At 66.4% G+C, this 14,327-nt stretch carries 12 protein-coding genes and 1 pseudogene; 6 read left to right on the top strand and 7 right to left on the bottom strand.

Annotated elements, in window-relative coordinates; genetic code table 11:
* The coding region (locus ACRDUX_RS20935) for an LLM class flavin-dependent oxidoreductase (RefSeq protein WP_526416082.1) at window positions 1-1,106 on the bottom strand (1,106 nt) is incomplete at its 3' end.
* Between the two features lie 90 nt (window positions 1,107-1,196).
* On the opposite strand from ACRDUX_RS20935, the gene ACRDUX_RS20930 reads away from it, so the two are divergent.
* Window positions 1,197-1,463 carry a YdeI/OmpD-associated family protein gene (locus ACRDUX_RS20930; RefSeq protein ID WP_526416080.1) on the top strand — a complete coding sequence of 89 codons (267 nt, stop codon included), beginning with the start codon at window positions 1,197-1,199 and terminating at the stop codon, window positions 1,461-1,463.
* A 37-nt stretch (window positions 1,464-1,500) separates the two neighbouring features.
* Here ACRDUX_RS20930 and ACRDUX_RS20925 read toward each other — a convergent pair whose 3' ends face one another.
* The 4 genes from ACRDUX_RS20925 to ACRDUX_RS20910 all read right to left on the bottom strand — a co-directional run bounded on the left by ACRDUX_RS20925 (window position 1,501) and on the right by ACRDUX_RS20910 (window position 5,620).
* Window positions 1,501-2,523 (bottom strand): Gfo/Idh/MocA family protein, encoded by a 1,023-nt coding sequence (locus ACRDUX_RS20925; RefSeq protein WP_526416078.1) that lies wholly within the window; start codon window positions 2,521-2,523, stop codon window positions 1,501-1,503.
* 89 nt (window positions 2,524-2,612) lie between these two features.
* Window positions 2,613-3,749 carry an acyl-CoA dehydrogenase family protein gene (locus ACRDUX_RS20920; RefSeq protein ID WP_526416076.1) on the bottom strand — a complete coding sequence of 379 codons (1,137 nt, stop codon included), beginning with the start codon at window positions 3,747-3,749 and terminating at the stop codon, window positions 2,613-2,615.
* A gap of 7 nt (window positions 3,750-3,756) precedes the next feature.
* Window positions 3,757-4,932 carry an acyl-CoA dehydrogenase family protein gene (locus ACRDUX_RS20915; protein WP_526416084.1) on the bottom strand — a complete coding sequence of 392 codons (1,176 nt, stop codon included), beginning with the start codon at window positions 4,930-4,932 and terminating at the stop codon, window positions 3,757-3,759.
* Between the two features lie 124 nt (window positions 4,933-5,056).
* Window positions 5,057-5,620, bottom strand: a complete 564-nt coding sequence (locus ACRDUX_RS20910; RefSeq protein ID WP_526416074.1) for a TetR/AcrR family transcriptional regulator — start codon at window positions 5,618-5,620, stop codon at window positions 5,057-5,059.
* Between the two features lie 258 nt (window positions 5,621-5,878).
* Here ACRDUX_RS20910 and ACRDUX_RS20905 point away from each other — a divergent pair, with 258 nt between their 5' ends.
* The 4 genes and pseudogenes from ACRDUX_RS20905 to ACRDUX_RS20890 all read left to right on the top strand — a co-directional run.
* Window positions 5,879-8,098 (top strand): MMPL family transporter, encoded by a 2,220-nt coding sequence (locus ACRDUX_RS20905; protein WP_526416072.1) that lies wholly within the window; start codon window positions 5,879-5,881, stop codon window positions 8,096-8,098.
* Between the two features lie 204 nt (window positions 8,099-8,302).
* On the top strand, window positions 8,303-8,794 hold the full coding sequence (locus ACRDUX_RS20900; RefSeq protein WP_526416070.1) for a (2Fe-2S)-binding protein: 492 nt from the start codon (window positions 8,303-8,305) through the stop codon (window positions 8,792-8,794).
* Window positions 8,791-10,932: a xanthine dehydrogenase family protein molybdopterin-binding subunit gene (locus ACRDUX_RS20895; RefSeq protein ID WP_526416068.1), complete on the top strand. Its 2,142-nt coding sequence runs from the start codon at window positions 8,791-8,793 to the stop codon at window positions 10,930-10,932. The genes ACRDUX_RS20900 and ACRDUX_RS20895 overlap by 4 nt, the downstream gene beginning before the upstream one ends.
* A gap of 111 nt (window positions 10,933-11,043) precedes the next feature.
* A pseudogene (locus ACRDUX_RS20890) lies at window positions 11,044-11,370 on the top strand (peptidase M42); the annotation flags it as partial.
* A gap of 82 nt (window positions 11,371-11,452) precedes the next feature.
* Here ACRDUX_RS20890 and ACRDUX_RS20885 read toward each other — a convergent pair.
* Together ACRDUX_RS20885 and ACRDUX_RS20880 are read right to left on the bottom strand one after the other, a co-directional pair.
* Window positions 11,453-12,019: a hemerythrin domain-containing protein gene (locus ACRDUX_RS20885; protein ID WP_526416066.1), complete on the bottom strand. Its 567-nt coding sequence runs from the start codon at window positions 12,017-12,019 to the stop codon at window positions 11,453-11,455.
* A 151-nt stretch (window positions 12,020-12,170) separates the two neighbouring features.
* Window positions 12,171-13,544, bottom strand: coding sequence for an LLM class flavin-dependent oxidoreductase (locus tag ACRDUX_RS20880; protein ID WP_526416064.1), 1,374 nt, complete (start codon window positions 13,542-13,544; stop codon window positions 12,171-12,173).
* 160 nt (window positions 13,545-13,704) lie between these two features.
* Here ACRDUX_RS20880 and ACRDUX_RS20875 point away from each other — a divergent pair.
* Window positions 13,705-14,327 (top strand): sugar ABC transporter substrate-binding protein (locus tag ACRDUX_RS20875; protein ID WP_526416063.1); only part of this gene is annotated, 623 nt, incomplete at its 3' end.

The following is a 14,327-nucleotide window of genomic DNA, read 5'->3' as shown; positions in this document are numbered from 1 at the left end:
CCGATCGCACGCGCAGCCTGGTCGACGAACTCGGTGCCGCTGCCGACGACCCACTCATACGATGCTTCCGGTCCCGAGACCTGACCGGTGAAATGCGGCATCACGTATTGCGCGAAGAGCTCGTAACTGTGCGACTTCGCGGCGGGCGGGGCCCAGTCGTGATCGAAGAGAAGGAATGCGCCGAAGCCGCCGTTGCTTGCCTCGACGAGCTCGGAGATCTTGGCCACCGCGTCCTCCGGCGTGCCGATCACCGCGAAGCCGGACTCGCGGTTGTTGGCGATGATCTCGGCCGGGGTGTCACCCTGCACCGGGCCCGCGGGAAGGATGTGCGCGAAGTAGCGCGAGAACTCGGCGATGCCGTGCTCGACGTCGCGCTCGGCCTGCTCGCGGGTGTCGGCGAGGTGCATCGGGCCGACGAGCCGCCACTTCGAGCGATCGGCGACGTGGCCGTGCTCGAGTGCGACCTCCTCCCACGTCGCCCAGTGTTGGGCGAGGAGGTCCATGCCCTGCTTCGCGGTGGCTGCGATCGACAACATGCCGATGCCGTGCTTGCCCGCACCGCGCGGCCCGGTGGGGGAGAAGGATGCCGCAACCGCGACGTCGAAACACGGGTCGCTGTACGGCTTTAGCTGCAGGCGTGCGTCCTGCAGGGTGAACCCGTCGGTGTGCATGGTGACGGTCTCGCCGCGTAGCAGGCGCATGATCGCGTCGAGGCACTGCTCCATGCGCGGCCGTTGCTCGTCGGCGGGGATGCCGAGCATGTGTGCGTCCGACGTGAGCTGGCCTGGGCCGCAGCCGAGCATGGCGCGGCCGCGGGTGAGGTGATCGAGCAGCACCATGCGATCCGCCAGCAGCAAGGGATTGTGATACGGCAGTGAGCTGACGCCCGTCCCCAGTTTGATGTGTTTGGTGCGTTCCGCGGCGACGCCGATGACGACCTCGGGAGACGCGATGATCTCGAAACCGGCCGAGTGGTGCTCGCCTATCCACGCCTCGTCGAATCCGAGGCGGTCCATCGCCACGATCAGGTCGAGGTCCCGCTCGATGGCGAGCGTCGGGTTCTGCCCGGGCGGGTGGAAGGGAGCCATGAAGGTGCCGAAGCGCATCCACCGATCTTGTCCCGAGTTTGCGCCTGGCGGTCCAATTTCGTTCGAGTCGCCCGACGTTGACGGAGCGGACTGGATTACCGTGACGTCATGAGCAGCGAGCAAGTGCCTGGCGGCGTCGTGCACGAGTTGCCCTCGGACCTGCGTGGGGAGTTGCTCGCCAACGGCACGGCGCTGGCGGCGTGGAAGGACATCACGCCCTTGGCGCGCAACGAGTTCATCTGCTGGGTCGAGGACGCCAAGCAGGAGGCGACGCGAAAGCGCCGGATCCGCCGCACTCAGGAAGAACTCGAGGAGGGGCAGCGTCGGCCCTGCTGTTGGCCAGGGTGCAAGCACCGCGAGCGCACCGGCAGGTAGCGCGGCCGGACCACCGCGATCGATCCCGCGCCGTCACCTAGACCGCGACGGTGGTGCCGTCGGCGGCACTGACCCGCGCGGCATCCAGAACGGCAAGCGTGCCCACCGCCTCGGCTCCGGGTACCGGTTGAGGACCGGTACCGGACACCGCCGCGGCGAAGCGGGCGTAGTAGTCCGCGTACGAGCCCTGCGCCGACGGCACCCGTTCGGTCCCGTCGGCGGTCGACAGCGTGCCCCAGCGCTCCGGCGCCTCGTAACCCCAGCCGGCCAGGTCGTCGAGCGGGCGTGCCCCTGCGAAGATGGCCTGCGCCTGCACGTCGGTCTGCGATGAGACGTAACTGCCGAGCGAGCCGAACACTCGCAGTTCCCTGGACTCGAGTCGATTCAGCTTGCTTGACGAGATGTGCGAGTGGGCACCGGTCGCATGGGTGATGGTGATGACGAAGCCGGCGTCCGTGCGACCTTCGGAGAGTTCCACCCAGTCCAGATTCGCCGACACCAGCCGCGCCGGTCCGAGCAACCACAACGCCTGGTCCACCAGATGGCTGCCCAGATCCCGCAGGAGTCCGCCGTCGGGCCCGGCCTCCAGGGTCTGCGGCTGATCCAGATCGAATCGCGAATCCAGTCGCCAGACGTCGCCCAGCTTGCCGGCGTCGAGAACCCCGCGAAGCGTGGTGATGTCGGTGTCCCAGCGACGATTGTGGAACACGCTCAACAGGACTCCGGCCGCTTCGGCTGCGTCGACGAGGTCCCGGCCGGCGCCAGCGGTGGGGGCGAAGGGCTTGTCGGCAATGACGTGGACGCCACGCCCGATCGCCTCCAACACGAGTTCACGCCGGGTCTGCGGCGGCGTGGTGATCGTGACCGCGTCAACGCCCGCATCCAGAAGATCGCCGAGCGACCCGAACACCGGCACGACGGGGAGATCCCGATTCGCCTCAGCCACCCGCTGCGGCGATCGCGTGACCACGCCGACCAGTTCACATCCGTCGGCCGCCAGGATGAACGGCGCGTGGAAATAGCGACCGCCGACTCCGTAACCCACAAGCCCGATTCTCACGATGCCTCCCTGGTGCACCGGTCGGCGAATCTCGCCCTGGCGACTTTGTCAGGACAATATAACCTTCCTAGTCAAGCCCGGTCGGCGGCCTACAAAGAGACGGTCCCGTAGGACCCGAGGACATCGACGAGCGTGTGCAGCTGATCGTCGGCCGAGCCCAGCGTCTGGTCGATCGCGGTGAGCCGGGCGGCGTAGTGACCCACCGGATACTCGGCGGTGACGCCGATACCGCCGTGAAGTTGGATCGCCTCCTGGGCGATGTGGCGACCCGATCGGCTGATTTGGAGCTTGGCCCTGGCGGCGACGACGGGGTCGAAGATCCCGTCGGCGATCGACATGGCGGCGTAGAAGTTCATGCTGCGCGCCAGTTCCATTGAGACGTACATGTCGGCGGCACGCTGGGTCAGCGTCTGGAAGTTACTGAGCGGCACGCCGAATTGCTTGCGACTCCTGAGGTATTCGGTGGTCAGCCGAAGTGCCTCCTCCATGGCGCCGACCGCTTCGGCGCACAGCGCCGACTGGTGGCGGATCAGTGCGTTCTGCAGATGAGTCGCGGCGTCGCCGCCGGTGCCCAGCGGCTGCGCCGCGACCGAGTCCAGCGTCAACTGTGCGGCGCGCTGCCCATCGAACGTCCGGAAGGGGCGCCGACTCACGGCATCGGCCCGTACCAGGAACAGCCCAACTCCGCCATCGGTACTCCCGTCGCTTCGCTCGCCCTGGGGGGTCGGTGCCGCACTCACGACGAACACGTCCGCGCAGTCACCGGAGAGCACCGGGTTCTTGATGCCGGTGACCGTCCACGAATCACCTTGTCGCTCAGCACGTGTGGCGACGCGCGTCGACACCCCACGCATACCTGGCTCCTGATGTGCCAACGCAAGCAACGTCGCGCCTCCCGCGACGTCGTCGAGCAACCGCCGCTGTTCGTCGTCGCCGAGTTCGGCGATCAAACCGCCGGGGATCAGCGCCGCCTGCGCGACGGGCTCGGGTGCGAGACGCCGCCCGATCTCGGTGAGCACGACCATCAGCTCGATCTGGCCGGCCTCTTCCGGATCGAAACCGAGGCCCAGGATGCCGATCTCGGCCAGCTGCGACCAGACGTCACGACTCCAGCCGAGATCGGTGTCCGTGACATTGAGGCGGGTCTCGACGTCGTACGTGCCCGTGAGCACCTCGCGGGTGACGTCACGCAGCAGGCTCTGTTCGTCACTCAGGTCGAAGTCCATGGCGTCCTCACAATCCGAGAATGGTCGAGGCGACGATGGTGCGTTGCACTTCGTTGGTGCCGCCGTAGATCGAGGTCTTGCGATAGTTGAGGTACTTCGGCGCGGCGAGCTGCGCCCATGGCGGCGAGCCGATGTCGCCACCGGCATCGAACGGCAACGCGTCGGGGCCCGCGACGTCGACCAGAAGCTCGGTGACCGTCTGCTGAAGCTGGCTGCCCTTCAATTTCAGGATCGAGGAGGCCGGGTTGGGCTTGCCGTCTGCCTCGGAACCACTGACCCGCAGCTGCGTGAGTTCAAGGGCAAGTAGTTCGTTCTCCGCTTCGGCTACGCGGGCGGCGAACAGCGGGTCCTCGAGAAGCGTTCCCCGTTCGGTCGCCGTGTTCGCGGCGTGTTCCTTGACCTGCGACAGCCAGACCTTGGTGGTACCGATCCTGGCGATGCCGGTGCGCTCGTTGCTCAACAGGAACTTGGCGTAGGTCCAGCCGCTGTTCTCCTCGCCCACCAGTTGATCGGCGGGGACGCGGACGTCTTCGAAGAAGACCTCGTTGACCTCGTAACCACCGTCGATCAGCTTGATGGGGCGCAGCGTGATGCCCGGCGTCGACATCTCGGCCAGCAGGAACGAGATGCCGGCTTGACGCTTGGGGGCATTCGGGTCGGTACGCGCGAGCAGGAAGATCCAATCCGCGTGCTGACCCAGCGTGGTCCACGTCTTCTGCCCGTTGATCACGTAGGAATCGCCGTCGCGGACCGCGGTGGTGCGTAGCGATGCCAGGTCCGATCCGGCCTCCGGTTCGGAGAAGCCCTGGCACCACCAGATGTCGAGGTTGGCGGTCGCCGGCAGGAACCGCTCCTTGAGCTGCTGCGATCCGAAGCGAGCGATCACCGGACCGACCATGCTGGCGTTGAACGCCAGGGGTTCGGGCACACACGCGAGACGCAGCTCGTCGGCCCAGATCTGGCGTTGCAGCGGTGACCAGTCCTTGCCACCCCATTCCACCGGCCAGTTTGGGACGGCCAGCCCGCGTTCGTTCAAGACCCGCTGGGCCGTGACCACGTCGTCGGGGTACCGCAGCTCACCGTCGCGCACCCGCTGGCGAATGTCGGCTGGGACCTTCGTGGTGAAGAACTCCCGTAACTCATCGCGGAAAGCGGCTTCGTCGTCGCTGAGCGCCAACTTCACTGTCGAACCTCCGAGATCGTCCATGCCCGGCTGCGTTGCCAGTACCGGTAGTACCCGATACCCGCGAACCTACCGCCCGGCGCGCGTCGACTCTCCTTGCGTTAGTCGGTTCGCGGTCCCGCGGCTACGACGGCGCCGGGTCCGCGAGCAGCTGCCGGAACACGGGTGCGGCCCACGCGGCGAGTTCTTCGCGACTGAGGCTCGTCATCGACGGGTTGGCGAGGATGGATCTGGTCATGGCAAGCCCGATGACGAAGGCGTCCGTCATCGCGATCCGCTGTCGGTGATTGTCCGGGGTGACGGCGTGCAACGCCGGCGCCACGTGCGTGGCGAGCGTCTGGTTCAGCGTGTCCGCTGCGACGCGGCTGCTGCCCGCCGCCCGCAGCAGCGCCAGGAACGCGTGGTTGTCCTCCCACACCGCGAAGTACCGGGGCAGCAGCATGCCAGGGATGTCGTCCGGGACTGCCGCGGCGAGATCCGGAAGGTCGATTACGAACTCCGTGGCCGTTGCGAACAGGTCCTGCTTGCTGCCGAAATAGCGGGTCACCAGCGCCGCGTCAACACCGACGTCCGCCGCGATGGCGCGCAGGGTGGTGCGTTCGTATCCTTCTGCGGCGAAGCGTTGCCGGGCCGCCGAGAGGATGTCAGCGCGCGTCTGAGCGGCATGGCGAGGACGTGGTGTCTCCATCCCAGAACTCTATGTCGGCGACTGTTGACTAGGTCACCACCTCGGCGTATGTTCTCAAGTCATCAACGGGTGACAAAAGTCTCCGAACGTTGATTTGCGACTCTCGGAGGGTCGGGTGATCCCGTGACTTGCGGTATCGAGCGTTCTAGCGGACCGGCTCCCCGACACACAGCGGCCGACGAGGCCCCTCTGCCAGGGCGGGGCCTTCTGCAGCGCATCGCACGGCTCGCTCTCTGCGCTCCGCGGCGGATGCTCGCGATGGCGGCACTGGTGGCGGTGGCCGCCGCCATCTTCGGGGTGCCGGTGGCGAAGAGCCTGTGCGCCTGCGGATTCGAGGACCCGTCGTCCCAGTCGTCGAAGGCGCAGAGTCTGCTGACGGACAAGTTCGACGCGGGCGACGTGAAGCTGGTGATCGTCGTGTCCGCTCCGGACGGGGCCGATGGCGTCGCGGCGACTGCGACCGGTATCGAACTTGTCGACGACCTCGTACGTTCTCCACACATCGCGTCGGTGACGTCGCCGTGGACCGCGCCGGCTCCCGAGCGGGCGGCGTTGATCAGCAAGGACGGCAGGTCCGGGCTGATCGTCGCCGGGATCACAGGCGACGAAAGCGGAACGCAGCAGTACGCGAAGGATCTGTCGGACCGATTCGTCCACGACAGGGTCGGCGTCACGGTGCGCGCCGGCGGTGACGCGACGGTGAACGTCGAGATCACCGAGCAGTCGCAGCGCGACCTGCTGCTCATGGAGTCACTGGCCATCCCGATCAGCTTCGTCGTACTCGTCTGGGTCTTCGGCGGGGTGCTTGCCGCGGCGGTTCCGCTCGCCGTCGGCGGCACGGCGATCCTGGGTACGCTCGCCGTGCTTCGGGGTGTCACCAACTTCGCGGATGTTTCGATCTTCGCGCTGAACCTCAGCGCGGCAATGGGTTTGGCTCTGGCCATCGACTACACGCTGCTGATCATCAGCCGCTACCGCGACGAACTGGCCGACGGCGCGGATCGTGATGAAGCGCTGGTGCAGACCATGGTGACGGCAGGGCGCACGGTGGTCTTCTCGGCCACGATCGTGGCCCTGTCGATGGCCGTGATGGTGCTGTTCCCGATGGCGTTCCTCAAGTCGTTCGCCTACGCCGGAGTGGCGACCGTCGCGTTCGCCGCAGTGGCCGCCCTGTTCGTCACGCCCGCAGCGCTGGTGTTGCTAGGTGATCGGCTGCAGGCGTGGGACATTCGCGGGCTGCTCCGGCGGATCCTCAACCGGCCTGAACCTCTCGTGGGCGGCGTCGAGGAGCACGTCCTGTACCGGTGGACCAAGATGGTCATGCGGCACGCGCTTCCCGCCGGACTGGCGGTCGTCGCGCTGCTGCTGTTTCTCGGCACCCCCTTCCTCGGGGTGAAGTGGGGGTTCCCCGACGACCGGGTACTGCCTCAGAATGCGTCGGCGCACGAGGCCGGTGACGTGATGCGCACGCAGTTCCCCGACGACTCCGCGGCCGCCGTCACCATCGTGGTGCCCGACAGCAGCGGTCTCACCAGGGCCGAGTTCGACCGCTACACGATGGATCTGGCTCGGGTACCCGAGGTGGCGGGGGTGTCGCCCGTTCAGGACGTCGGCGGCAGTGCGCAGCTGACGGTGCACAGCACCGCTCCGCTGTTCTCCGAATCCTCGGGAGCCCAGCTCGATCGCCTCCATGCAGTGGAAGGGCCTGGCGGACGCCAGGTATTGTTCGCGGGCACCGCACAGGTCAACCGGGACAGCGTCGACGCCATCACCTCACGGTTGCCCGTGGTCCTCGGGCTCATCGCGGTGATCATGTTCGCGGTGCTGTTCCTGCTCACCGGCAGCGTGATGATCCCCTTGAAGGCACTGGTGCTCAACGTGCTTTCGCTCAGCGCGGCGTTCGGCGCGATGGTGTGGATCTTCCAGGACGGTCACCTCGGTGGGCTCGGAACGACGGCCACGGGAATCCTCGTCGCCAACATCCCGGTCCTGTTGTTCTGCATCGCCTTTGGGCTATCGATGGACTACGAGGTGTTCCTCGTCTCGCGCATCCGCGAGTTCTGGCTGAGGTCGGGGAGGACGCGCGCCGACAACGACGAGAGCGTCGCGCTCGGCATCGCGCGTACTGGCCGGGTCGTCACGGCGGCAGCGGTGGTCATGTCCATCTCGTTTGCGGCGCTGATCGCCGCGCAGGTGTCGTTCATGCGAATGTTCGGGCTTGGCCTGACACTCGCAATCCTGGTCGACGCCACCCTGGTCCGGATGGTCCTGCTACCCGCGTTCATGCACACCATGGGCGAGTGGAACTGGTGGGCACCCAGGTGGATGACCAAGCTGCACAACCGGATCGGTATCGAGGAAGATCCCCGCTCACGGCTTGCTCGACGTCGAACCGCGCGCGACGAATCGACCGTGGCCGCGGCGGTCCTCGACCGTGCCGTCGGCCACCACGACCGTGCCGACGAAGCCCCTCGATAGGCGGGCCCAGGCTTTGGGATCCCAAAATCAGGGTGAGGCGTTTCGAGTCGGGTGTAAACGGCCGGTCGGACCGCGCCGTCTGATGCCGGTTTACGGCCTTCGAAAGCATCCGTGAAGTGGGAAGATCCACGATCGGGGCGGGGTAGGCAAGGCCGCGCTGCTCACTGCGACGCCGAGGAGGACGATGGGAGGCATGGAGGCGAAATGACTGACCCCTTGCCGTCAGCAGCCACCGTGGTGGTGAACGGGCGGCACGAACGCGTCAGTACCGAACCGGATACCGCGCTGCTGTACGTGCTGCGAAATCATCTGGGATTGAAGGGCACCCGTTTCGGCTGCGGTCTCGGCCTGTGCGGGTCGTGCTTCGTGCTCCTCGACGGTCAACCCGCATATTCGTGTGACACCCCCATGTGGGCGGTGGCGGGCCGGGAGGTGACCACGGTCGAGGGCCTTGGCACACCAGAGCGTCTCCATCCAGTGGCCCGGTCGATCCTCGACGCGCAGGCCGCGCAGTGCGGTTACTGCATCTCCGGGATCGTGATCGCCGCAGCAGCGCTGCTCGCGGCCGACGACGATCCGAGCGAGGCGGACGTGCGCGCCGCATTGGACCGCAATCTCTGCCGCTGCGGGGCGCACAATCGGATCGTGCGCGCCGTGCTGGCGGCCGCCGCGGAGATGCGGAACGGCAAACGGTGACCGTTCACGACGTCGAGCGGTCGATCCCGCCCTCGCTGCAGGCGAATCCACGGTTGGGGGACTGGCTGAGTATCCTGCCCACCGGCATCGTCGAAGTGCGTTCCGGCAAGGTCGAACTCGGGCAAGGAGTGCTCACCGCGTTGGCTCAGATCGCGGCCGAGGAACTCGACGTCGAGGTCGGTCGGGTGCGGTTGACGGCGGCCGCCACCGGTGCCAGTCCGGATGAGGGCTACACCGCGGGAAGTCTGTCGATCCAGCATTCGGGCGCCGCCCTGCGCCAAGTCGGCGCCAAGGCGCGCGCGATCTACGTGGGGGTCGCCGCAGCCCGCTTTCAGGTGTCCCCGGAAGACCTGACGGTCGACGACGGCACCATCACGGCACCGGACGGACGGACCACGACGTACTGGGAACTGTCCGACGACGGGCTCCTCGACTGCCCAGTGACCGGCGCAGTGGAGCCAAGGCCCGAATCCGCCTACCGGCTGGTCGGTGCCAGCGTGCCGAGGATCGACCTACCGGACAAGCTCGCTGCCCGACCACGGTTCGCGCACGACCTGTCGCTGCCCGCAATGGTGTTCGGACGGATAGTGCGGCCCCCGTCCCGGGCTGCGCATCTCTTGGAGGTCGACACCGAGCCGACGGCGGCCCTGGCGGGGGTGATCGCGGTGGTGCGGGACGGGGGCTTCCTCGGTGTGGTCGCCGAGCGCGAAGAGGTCGCCCTGGCTGCCGCGGACCGTCTGCGTGCGGACGCGACGTGGCACGAACACCCGACATTGCCCGACGAGGACGATCTGGCCGGCTACCTCGTCTCGGCGCCTGCCGAGTTGAGCGTCCTTGCCGAGACGGTTGCCACCGAAGTGACCGAAACGGTGGCCAACACCTACGAATCCACCTATCACCGGCCATATCTCGCGCACGCCTCGATGGGTCCCTCGACCGCCACGGCCCTCGCCGCGTTTGGCACGGGCACGCGATTGGACGTGTGGACCCACAGCCAGGGCGTATATCTGCTGCGCCGCGAGCTCGCTCGCGCGCTGAAGCTGACGGAGGATCGGATCACCGTCCGGCACGTCGAGGGTTCGGGTTGCTACGGCCACAACGGCGCCGACGACGTTGCGCTCGACGCGGCACTCCTCGCCTTGGCAGTGCCTGGTCGACCGGTTCAGGTGGTGTGGTCCCGACAGGACGAGCTGGGTTGGGCACCATACGGTCCGGCCGCGGTGGTCCGGATCGCTGCCGATGTGGACGCCGACGGCGCAGTGCTGTCGTGGCGGCACGACATCTGGGGCAATGGGCACGTCACCAGGCCCGGATTCACCCGTGCCGTCGGACTGCTCGCGGCGACCGACCGCGCCGACGGCGAGCAGATCGAAGCCGCGGGCGAACCCTCGCTGGCACACGGTGGGGGCGCCGGACGTAATTCGGTTCCCGGCTACGCATTTCCCGCCTACCGCGTGGTGAACCACCGGCTGACCGTGATGCCGTTGCGGACGTCGGCGTTACGCTCTCTCGGCGGATTCGCCAACGTGTTCGCGATCGAATCGTTCATGGACGATCTCGCGAGCGCTGCCGGACGCGACCCGGTCGAGTACCGGCTCGCGCACCTGCGCGACCCGAGGGGGCGCGCGGTGATCGAGGCGGTGGTGCGAAACTCGGGCTGGGCCAACTGGGATGCCCCTGATTCGGTGGGTCGCGGGATCGGCTATGCGCGCTACAAGAACACCAGTTCCTACTGCGCGGTCGTCGCAGAGGTGGAGGCCGTCGACGAGGTTCGGGTACGCAGGCTGTTCATCGCGGTCGACGCCGGCCTGGTGATCAATCCCGATGGCGCGGAGAACCAGATCGAGGGTGGTGCGATCCAGGCGACCAGTTGGGCGCTGAAGGAGCGGGTGCGCTTCAACGACCTGACCGTCACCAGTGACACCTGGGAGACCTATCCGATCCTGCGGTTCTCCGAGGTGCCGACGGTCGACGTGGAGTTGTTGGACGGCAACGGGAATCCGCCGCTGGGCGTCGGTGAGACCGCGCAGGGGCCCGTCGCCGCCGCGATCGGAAATGCCCTATGCGACGCCATCGGCGTCCGGGTGCGGACCATGCCCTTCACCAGGGAACAGATCGTCGCGGCACTGCCCGACTAATCGCTTCCGCAAGCCCGTGGGGGCGCCAGCTTCGATGATTGGGCTGGATCGTCGGTTCGGCCGTCCGTTATGGGGTAAACACTGACGTCTTCAGCACTGGTTTGATGCTTCGACGATCGAAGGGAAGTGCGCGTGCTTCGCGAGAGTGGCGAGCGCCCGTTGAACGACGCCTTCCTGGTGTTCGCCACCAACGAGGAGATCGGCGGCCCGATCGTGGGCTTCAGCGATGCGCTGTGCGTGTACGACAAGGATGTTGCCGACCGATTGATGAGCATCGCTACCGACCTTGGCCTGTCGCCGCAGGCGGCGGTGCTGGGCGCCTTCGAGTCCGACGCGTCGAACGCCAAGGCCCATGGGCTGTCGGCCCGGGCGGGCCTGCTGTGCCTGCCGACGTTGAGCACCCACGTGTTGGTCGAGTTCCTGCTACGTCCGAGCTAGGAGTATCGGCCCGAGGCCCCGCGCGATCGCGCGGCGCCTGTTCAACCTCGTTCGAAGAGCGTGGTGGCAGCTGCGAGCAGCGTTACCGCACAGCGTTCTCGATGACGTCCCGCGCGCGGTCGAGCATCGATGCGAATGGTCCCACCGCATAGTTGGCCTTCGCCGACTCGACGCCGGGGTGAGGACGCGTCGGCGCGATCGCTTCGGCCGCGCGCACGGCACTGGCCATCCGCTTCAGGTCATCGGCGCTGACTTCACGGTGTAGCTGAGGGAATTCCTCGGTCTCTTCACGGTCGGCGTGATCGACGACGGCCTGCTGAAACCGCTCGAGCCCGCTGAGGAATTCCTTCGAGCCGATGTCAAACTTCTCCAGCTCTTGCAACCACGTCTTGGCGTCGCGCTCCTCCTTCAATCGGGCATCGACGACCTTGTCGCCATCGCTAAGCTGCCCCCGCGCGCGCGGATGAACCACCATCTCCTCGGCAGTTTCGTGCACTGCCAGGAGTTGTCGCAGATCCACGAACGCCTTCTGGCGAGCCTTATCGGTGGATGCGGACAAGACGTCGTCGAACATGTCCTTGATTAGGTTGTGCTGTCCTATGAGAAAGCTCACGACATCGTCGGTCGATTGCACGAATGTTTCAACCATGGGAGATCCTTCATTGCGTTGGGCTGGGCGCGACTGGCTTCACGCCATCACTGCATCTACCCGTGGCTGCGGTGCTGTAACCGTGAGTTGCTCATTCGTCTGCCATGACACGTGCCGAATGGCCGTCAACGCGCTCCGGGCACGGGTCCCGTTAGACCTCGACCGACGTGAACGCACCCCGGTACCGCGCAGCAGGATGACGGTCGGTCAACAGGTCGGCGCCGAACAGCTTGGCGCGCGTCGTGCCGGGGGAGTATTCGCGCTGGGCCAGTCCCCGGTCCTGCAGGACCGGGATCACGTGGTCGACGAACTCTTCGTAACTCCCGGGGATGGTGGCGTTGACGACGTTGATGCCGTCCACTCCCGCATTGCGCCATTGATCCAGTCGATCGGCGATGGTCTCCGGTGTGCCGACCACTCGCGAGTTCCGTCCTTGCAGCAGCCCGAGATCACGCACCGTGGCGTCGCGGCCCGACACGGATTCCTGCACCCACTGCACGATGCTGCGGACCCCATCGGTGTGGGTGATGTCTCCGAGTGGCGTATCCAGCGAATGGCCACCGAAGTCGACACCGACCGCACCGGATAGATGCGCCACCATGCCGTCGAGATCGATGGACTCGTCGAGTTCGTCGGCCTTGCGTGCCGCCTCTTCCTCGGTGCTGCCGATGACGAAGTGCAAGCCTTGAAAGAACTTGAGGTCGCCAGGTGCGCGACCGGCGGCCACCACGCGGCGGCGGGTGTCGTCGATGAGGAGGCGAGCCTGCTCTGGTCCTGGCGTGATGATGAACTGCGCCTCGGCATTGCGCGCGGCGAAATCCCTTCCGGCGGGCGATGATCCGGCTTGAAACAGAACCGGTGTGCGCTGCGGAGACGGAGCCACCAGATGTGGTCCTTCGACCTTGTAGCGCTTTCCGGAGTGGTGGATCTTGTGGATCTTGCGGTAGTCAGCGTGCAGCCCGCGATCCCGGTCCTGCAGAAGGGCGCCGTCGTCCCACGAGCCTTCCCACAGCTTGTAGGCCACGTCAACGTACTCGTCGGCCCAGTGATAGCGCTCGTCGTGTTCTTCCAACTCGTCATAGCCGAAATTGCGGGCCCCGTTGGCGAGTGCGTTCGTGACGATGTTCCACGCGATCCGGCCGTCTGACGCGTGGTCGAGCGTGGATATCTTGCGGGCGAAGTTGAATGGATGCTCTTGAATCACCGAACTGGTGATCGCGATCCCCAGATCGGTTGTGTTGTAGGCGATCGCCGACGCGATGACGCTCGGATCATTGCTCGGGATCTGTAGTCCGGTCTGCACGTACTTCTCGTAGGACCCGCTGTAGTCCCCGTACAGCCCGATCACGTCGGCGAAGAAGATGAAGTCGAACCGTCCCCGCTCGAGGACCTTCGCAAGCTGAACCCAGTGCTCGAGTGAGTTGAAGTTGATCTGGCCTGCCTCCGGCTCACGCCACACCCCCTGCAGGATGTGCGAGGTGGTGTTCATGACGAACGCCGAGAAGTGAAGGTGGGGTGCAGGCATTCGGGCAGCGTCGCGGTGAAGTGTGCTTCGGCGCAATGGTTTCGATCACGGTGCGTCCGATTCCGCGGGCCGGGTATTGCTCAGCACGAGTAAGACGCTCGGACATCCCAGGAAGTAGAACTACGTTCAGCCCGCACTATCAACGAGGGATGGACGGGCGATGACTCCAGACGGCAGCGGCGACGAGCGCCGCGTGGTGGACTCGCTGCTCGAGCGCCTCGATACCTACGGCCTCGGGCGACGGCAGTTCGTCAAGTTGTTGGCGGGTAGCGGTGCCGCGCTGGCTGCTGGCGGCGCGTTGGCCGCGGTGGGACGTCGCGACGTGAACAAGGGCGGCGCGGTCGCCTACACCGACGGTCAGTTCGCGCTGCTGAACTGGTCGTCGACAGGCGACTATCAGGTTCAGTGGGCGAAGGCGTACCAGGATGCCGCCAGCCAGCTCGGCTACAAGAGCGTGGTGCTCGACGGGAAGAACGATGCGGCGGTGCAGTCCAACCAGTTCAACCAGCTGCTGACGCAGAAGACCACCGCGATCTTCGTCGGACTCAACGACCCAGGCGCGCTGCCGACCCTCGCGCACGATTCCAATGACAACGGCGTGCTGTTCCAGGCGGCGTGGAACTCACCGGCCTGGTACACGCCGTGGCACAGCGACGTCGATGGCGACAAGTACAACACCTTCCTGATGCCCGACGAGTACGAGGCGGTCGGCAAGGCCGTCGACGTCCTCGCCAAGCAGATCGGCGAGGAGGGCACCATCGTCCGGGTCGGCGGCTACTACCC

Source organism: Mycobacterium sp. (assembly GCF_050701675.1).
Taxonomy (GTDB): domain Bacteria; phylum Actinomycetota; class Actinomycetes; order Mycobacteriales; family Mycobacteriaceae; genus Mycobacterium.
The sequence above is the reverse complement of the archived record's forward strand: the minus strand, read 5'-3'. Positions and strand labels throughout refer to the sequence as shown.

Coding starts and splice junctions, on each gene's coding strand:
- ACRDUX_RS20930 (WP_526416080.1), top strand. CDS start 1,197: ATGAGCAGCGAGCAAGTGCCTGGCGGCGTCGTGCACGAGTTGCCCTCG.
- ACRDUX_RS20920 (WP_526416076.1), bottom strand. CDS start 3,749: ATGGACTTCGACCTGAGTGACGAACAGAGCCTGCTGCGTGACGTCACC.
- ACRDUX_RS20910 (WP_526416074.1), bottom strand. CDS start 5,620: ATGGAGACACCACGTCCTCGCCATGCCGCTCAGACGCGCGCTGACATC.
- ACRDUX_RS20905 (WP_526416072.1), top strand. CDS start 5,879: ATGGCGGCACTGGTGGCGGTGGCCGCCGCCATCTTCGGGGTGCCGGTG.
- ACRDUX_RS20900 (WP_526416070.1), top strand. CDS start 8,303: ATGACTGACCCCTTGCCGTCAGCAGCCACCGTGGTGGTGAACGGGCGG.
- ACRDUX_RS20885 (WP_526416066.1), bottom strand. CDS start 12,019: ATGGTTGAAACATTCGTGCAATCGACCGACGATGTCGTGAGCTTTCTC.
- ACRDUX_RS20880 (WP_526416064.1), bottom strand. CDS start 13,544: ATGCCTGCACCCCACCTTCACTTCTCGGCGTTCGTCATGAACACCACC.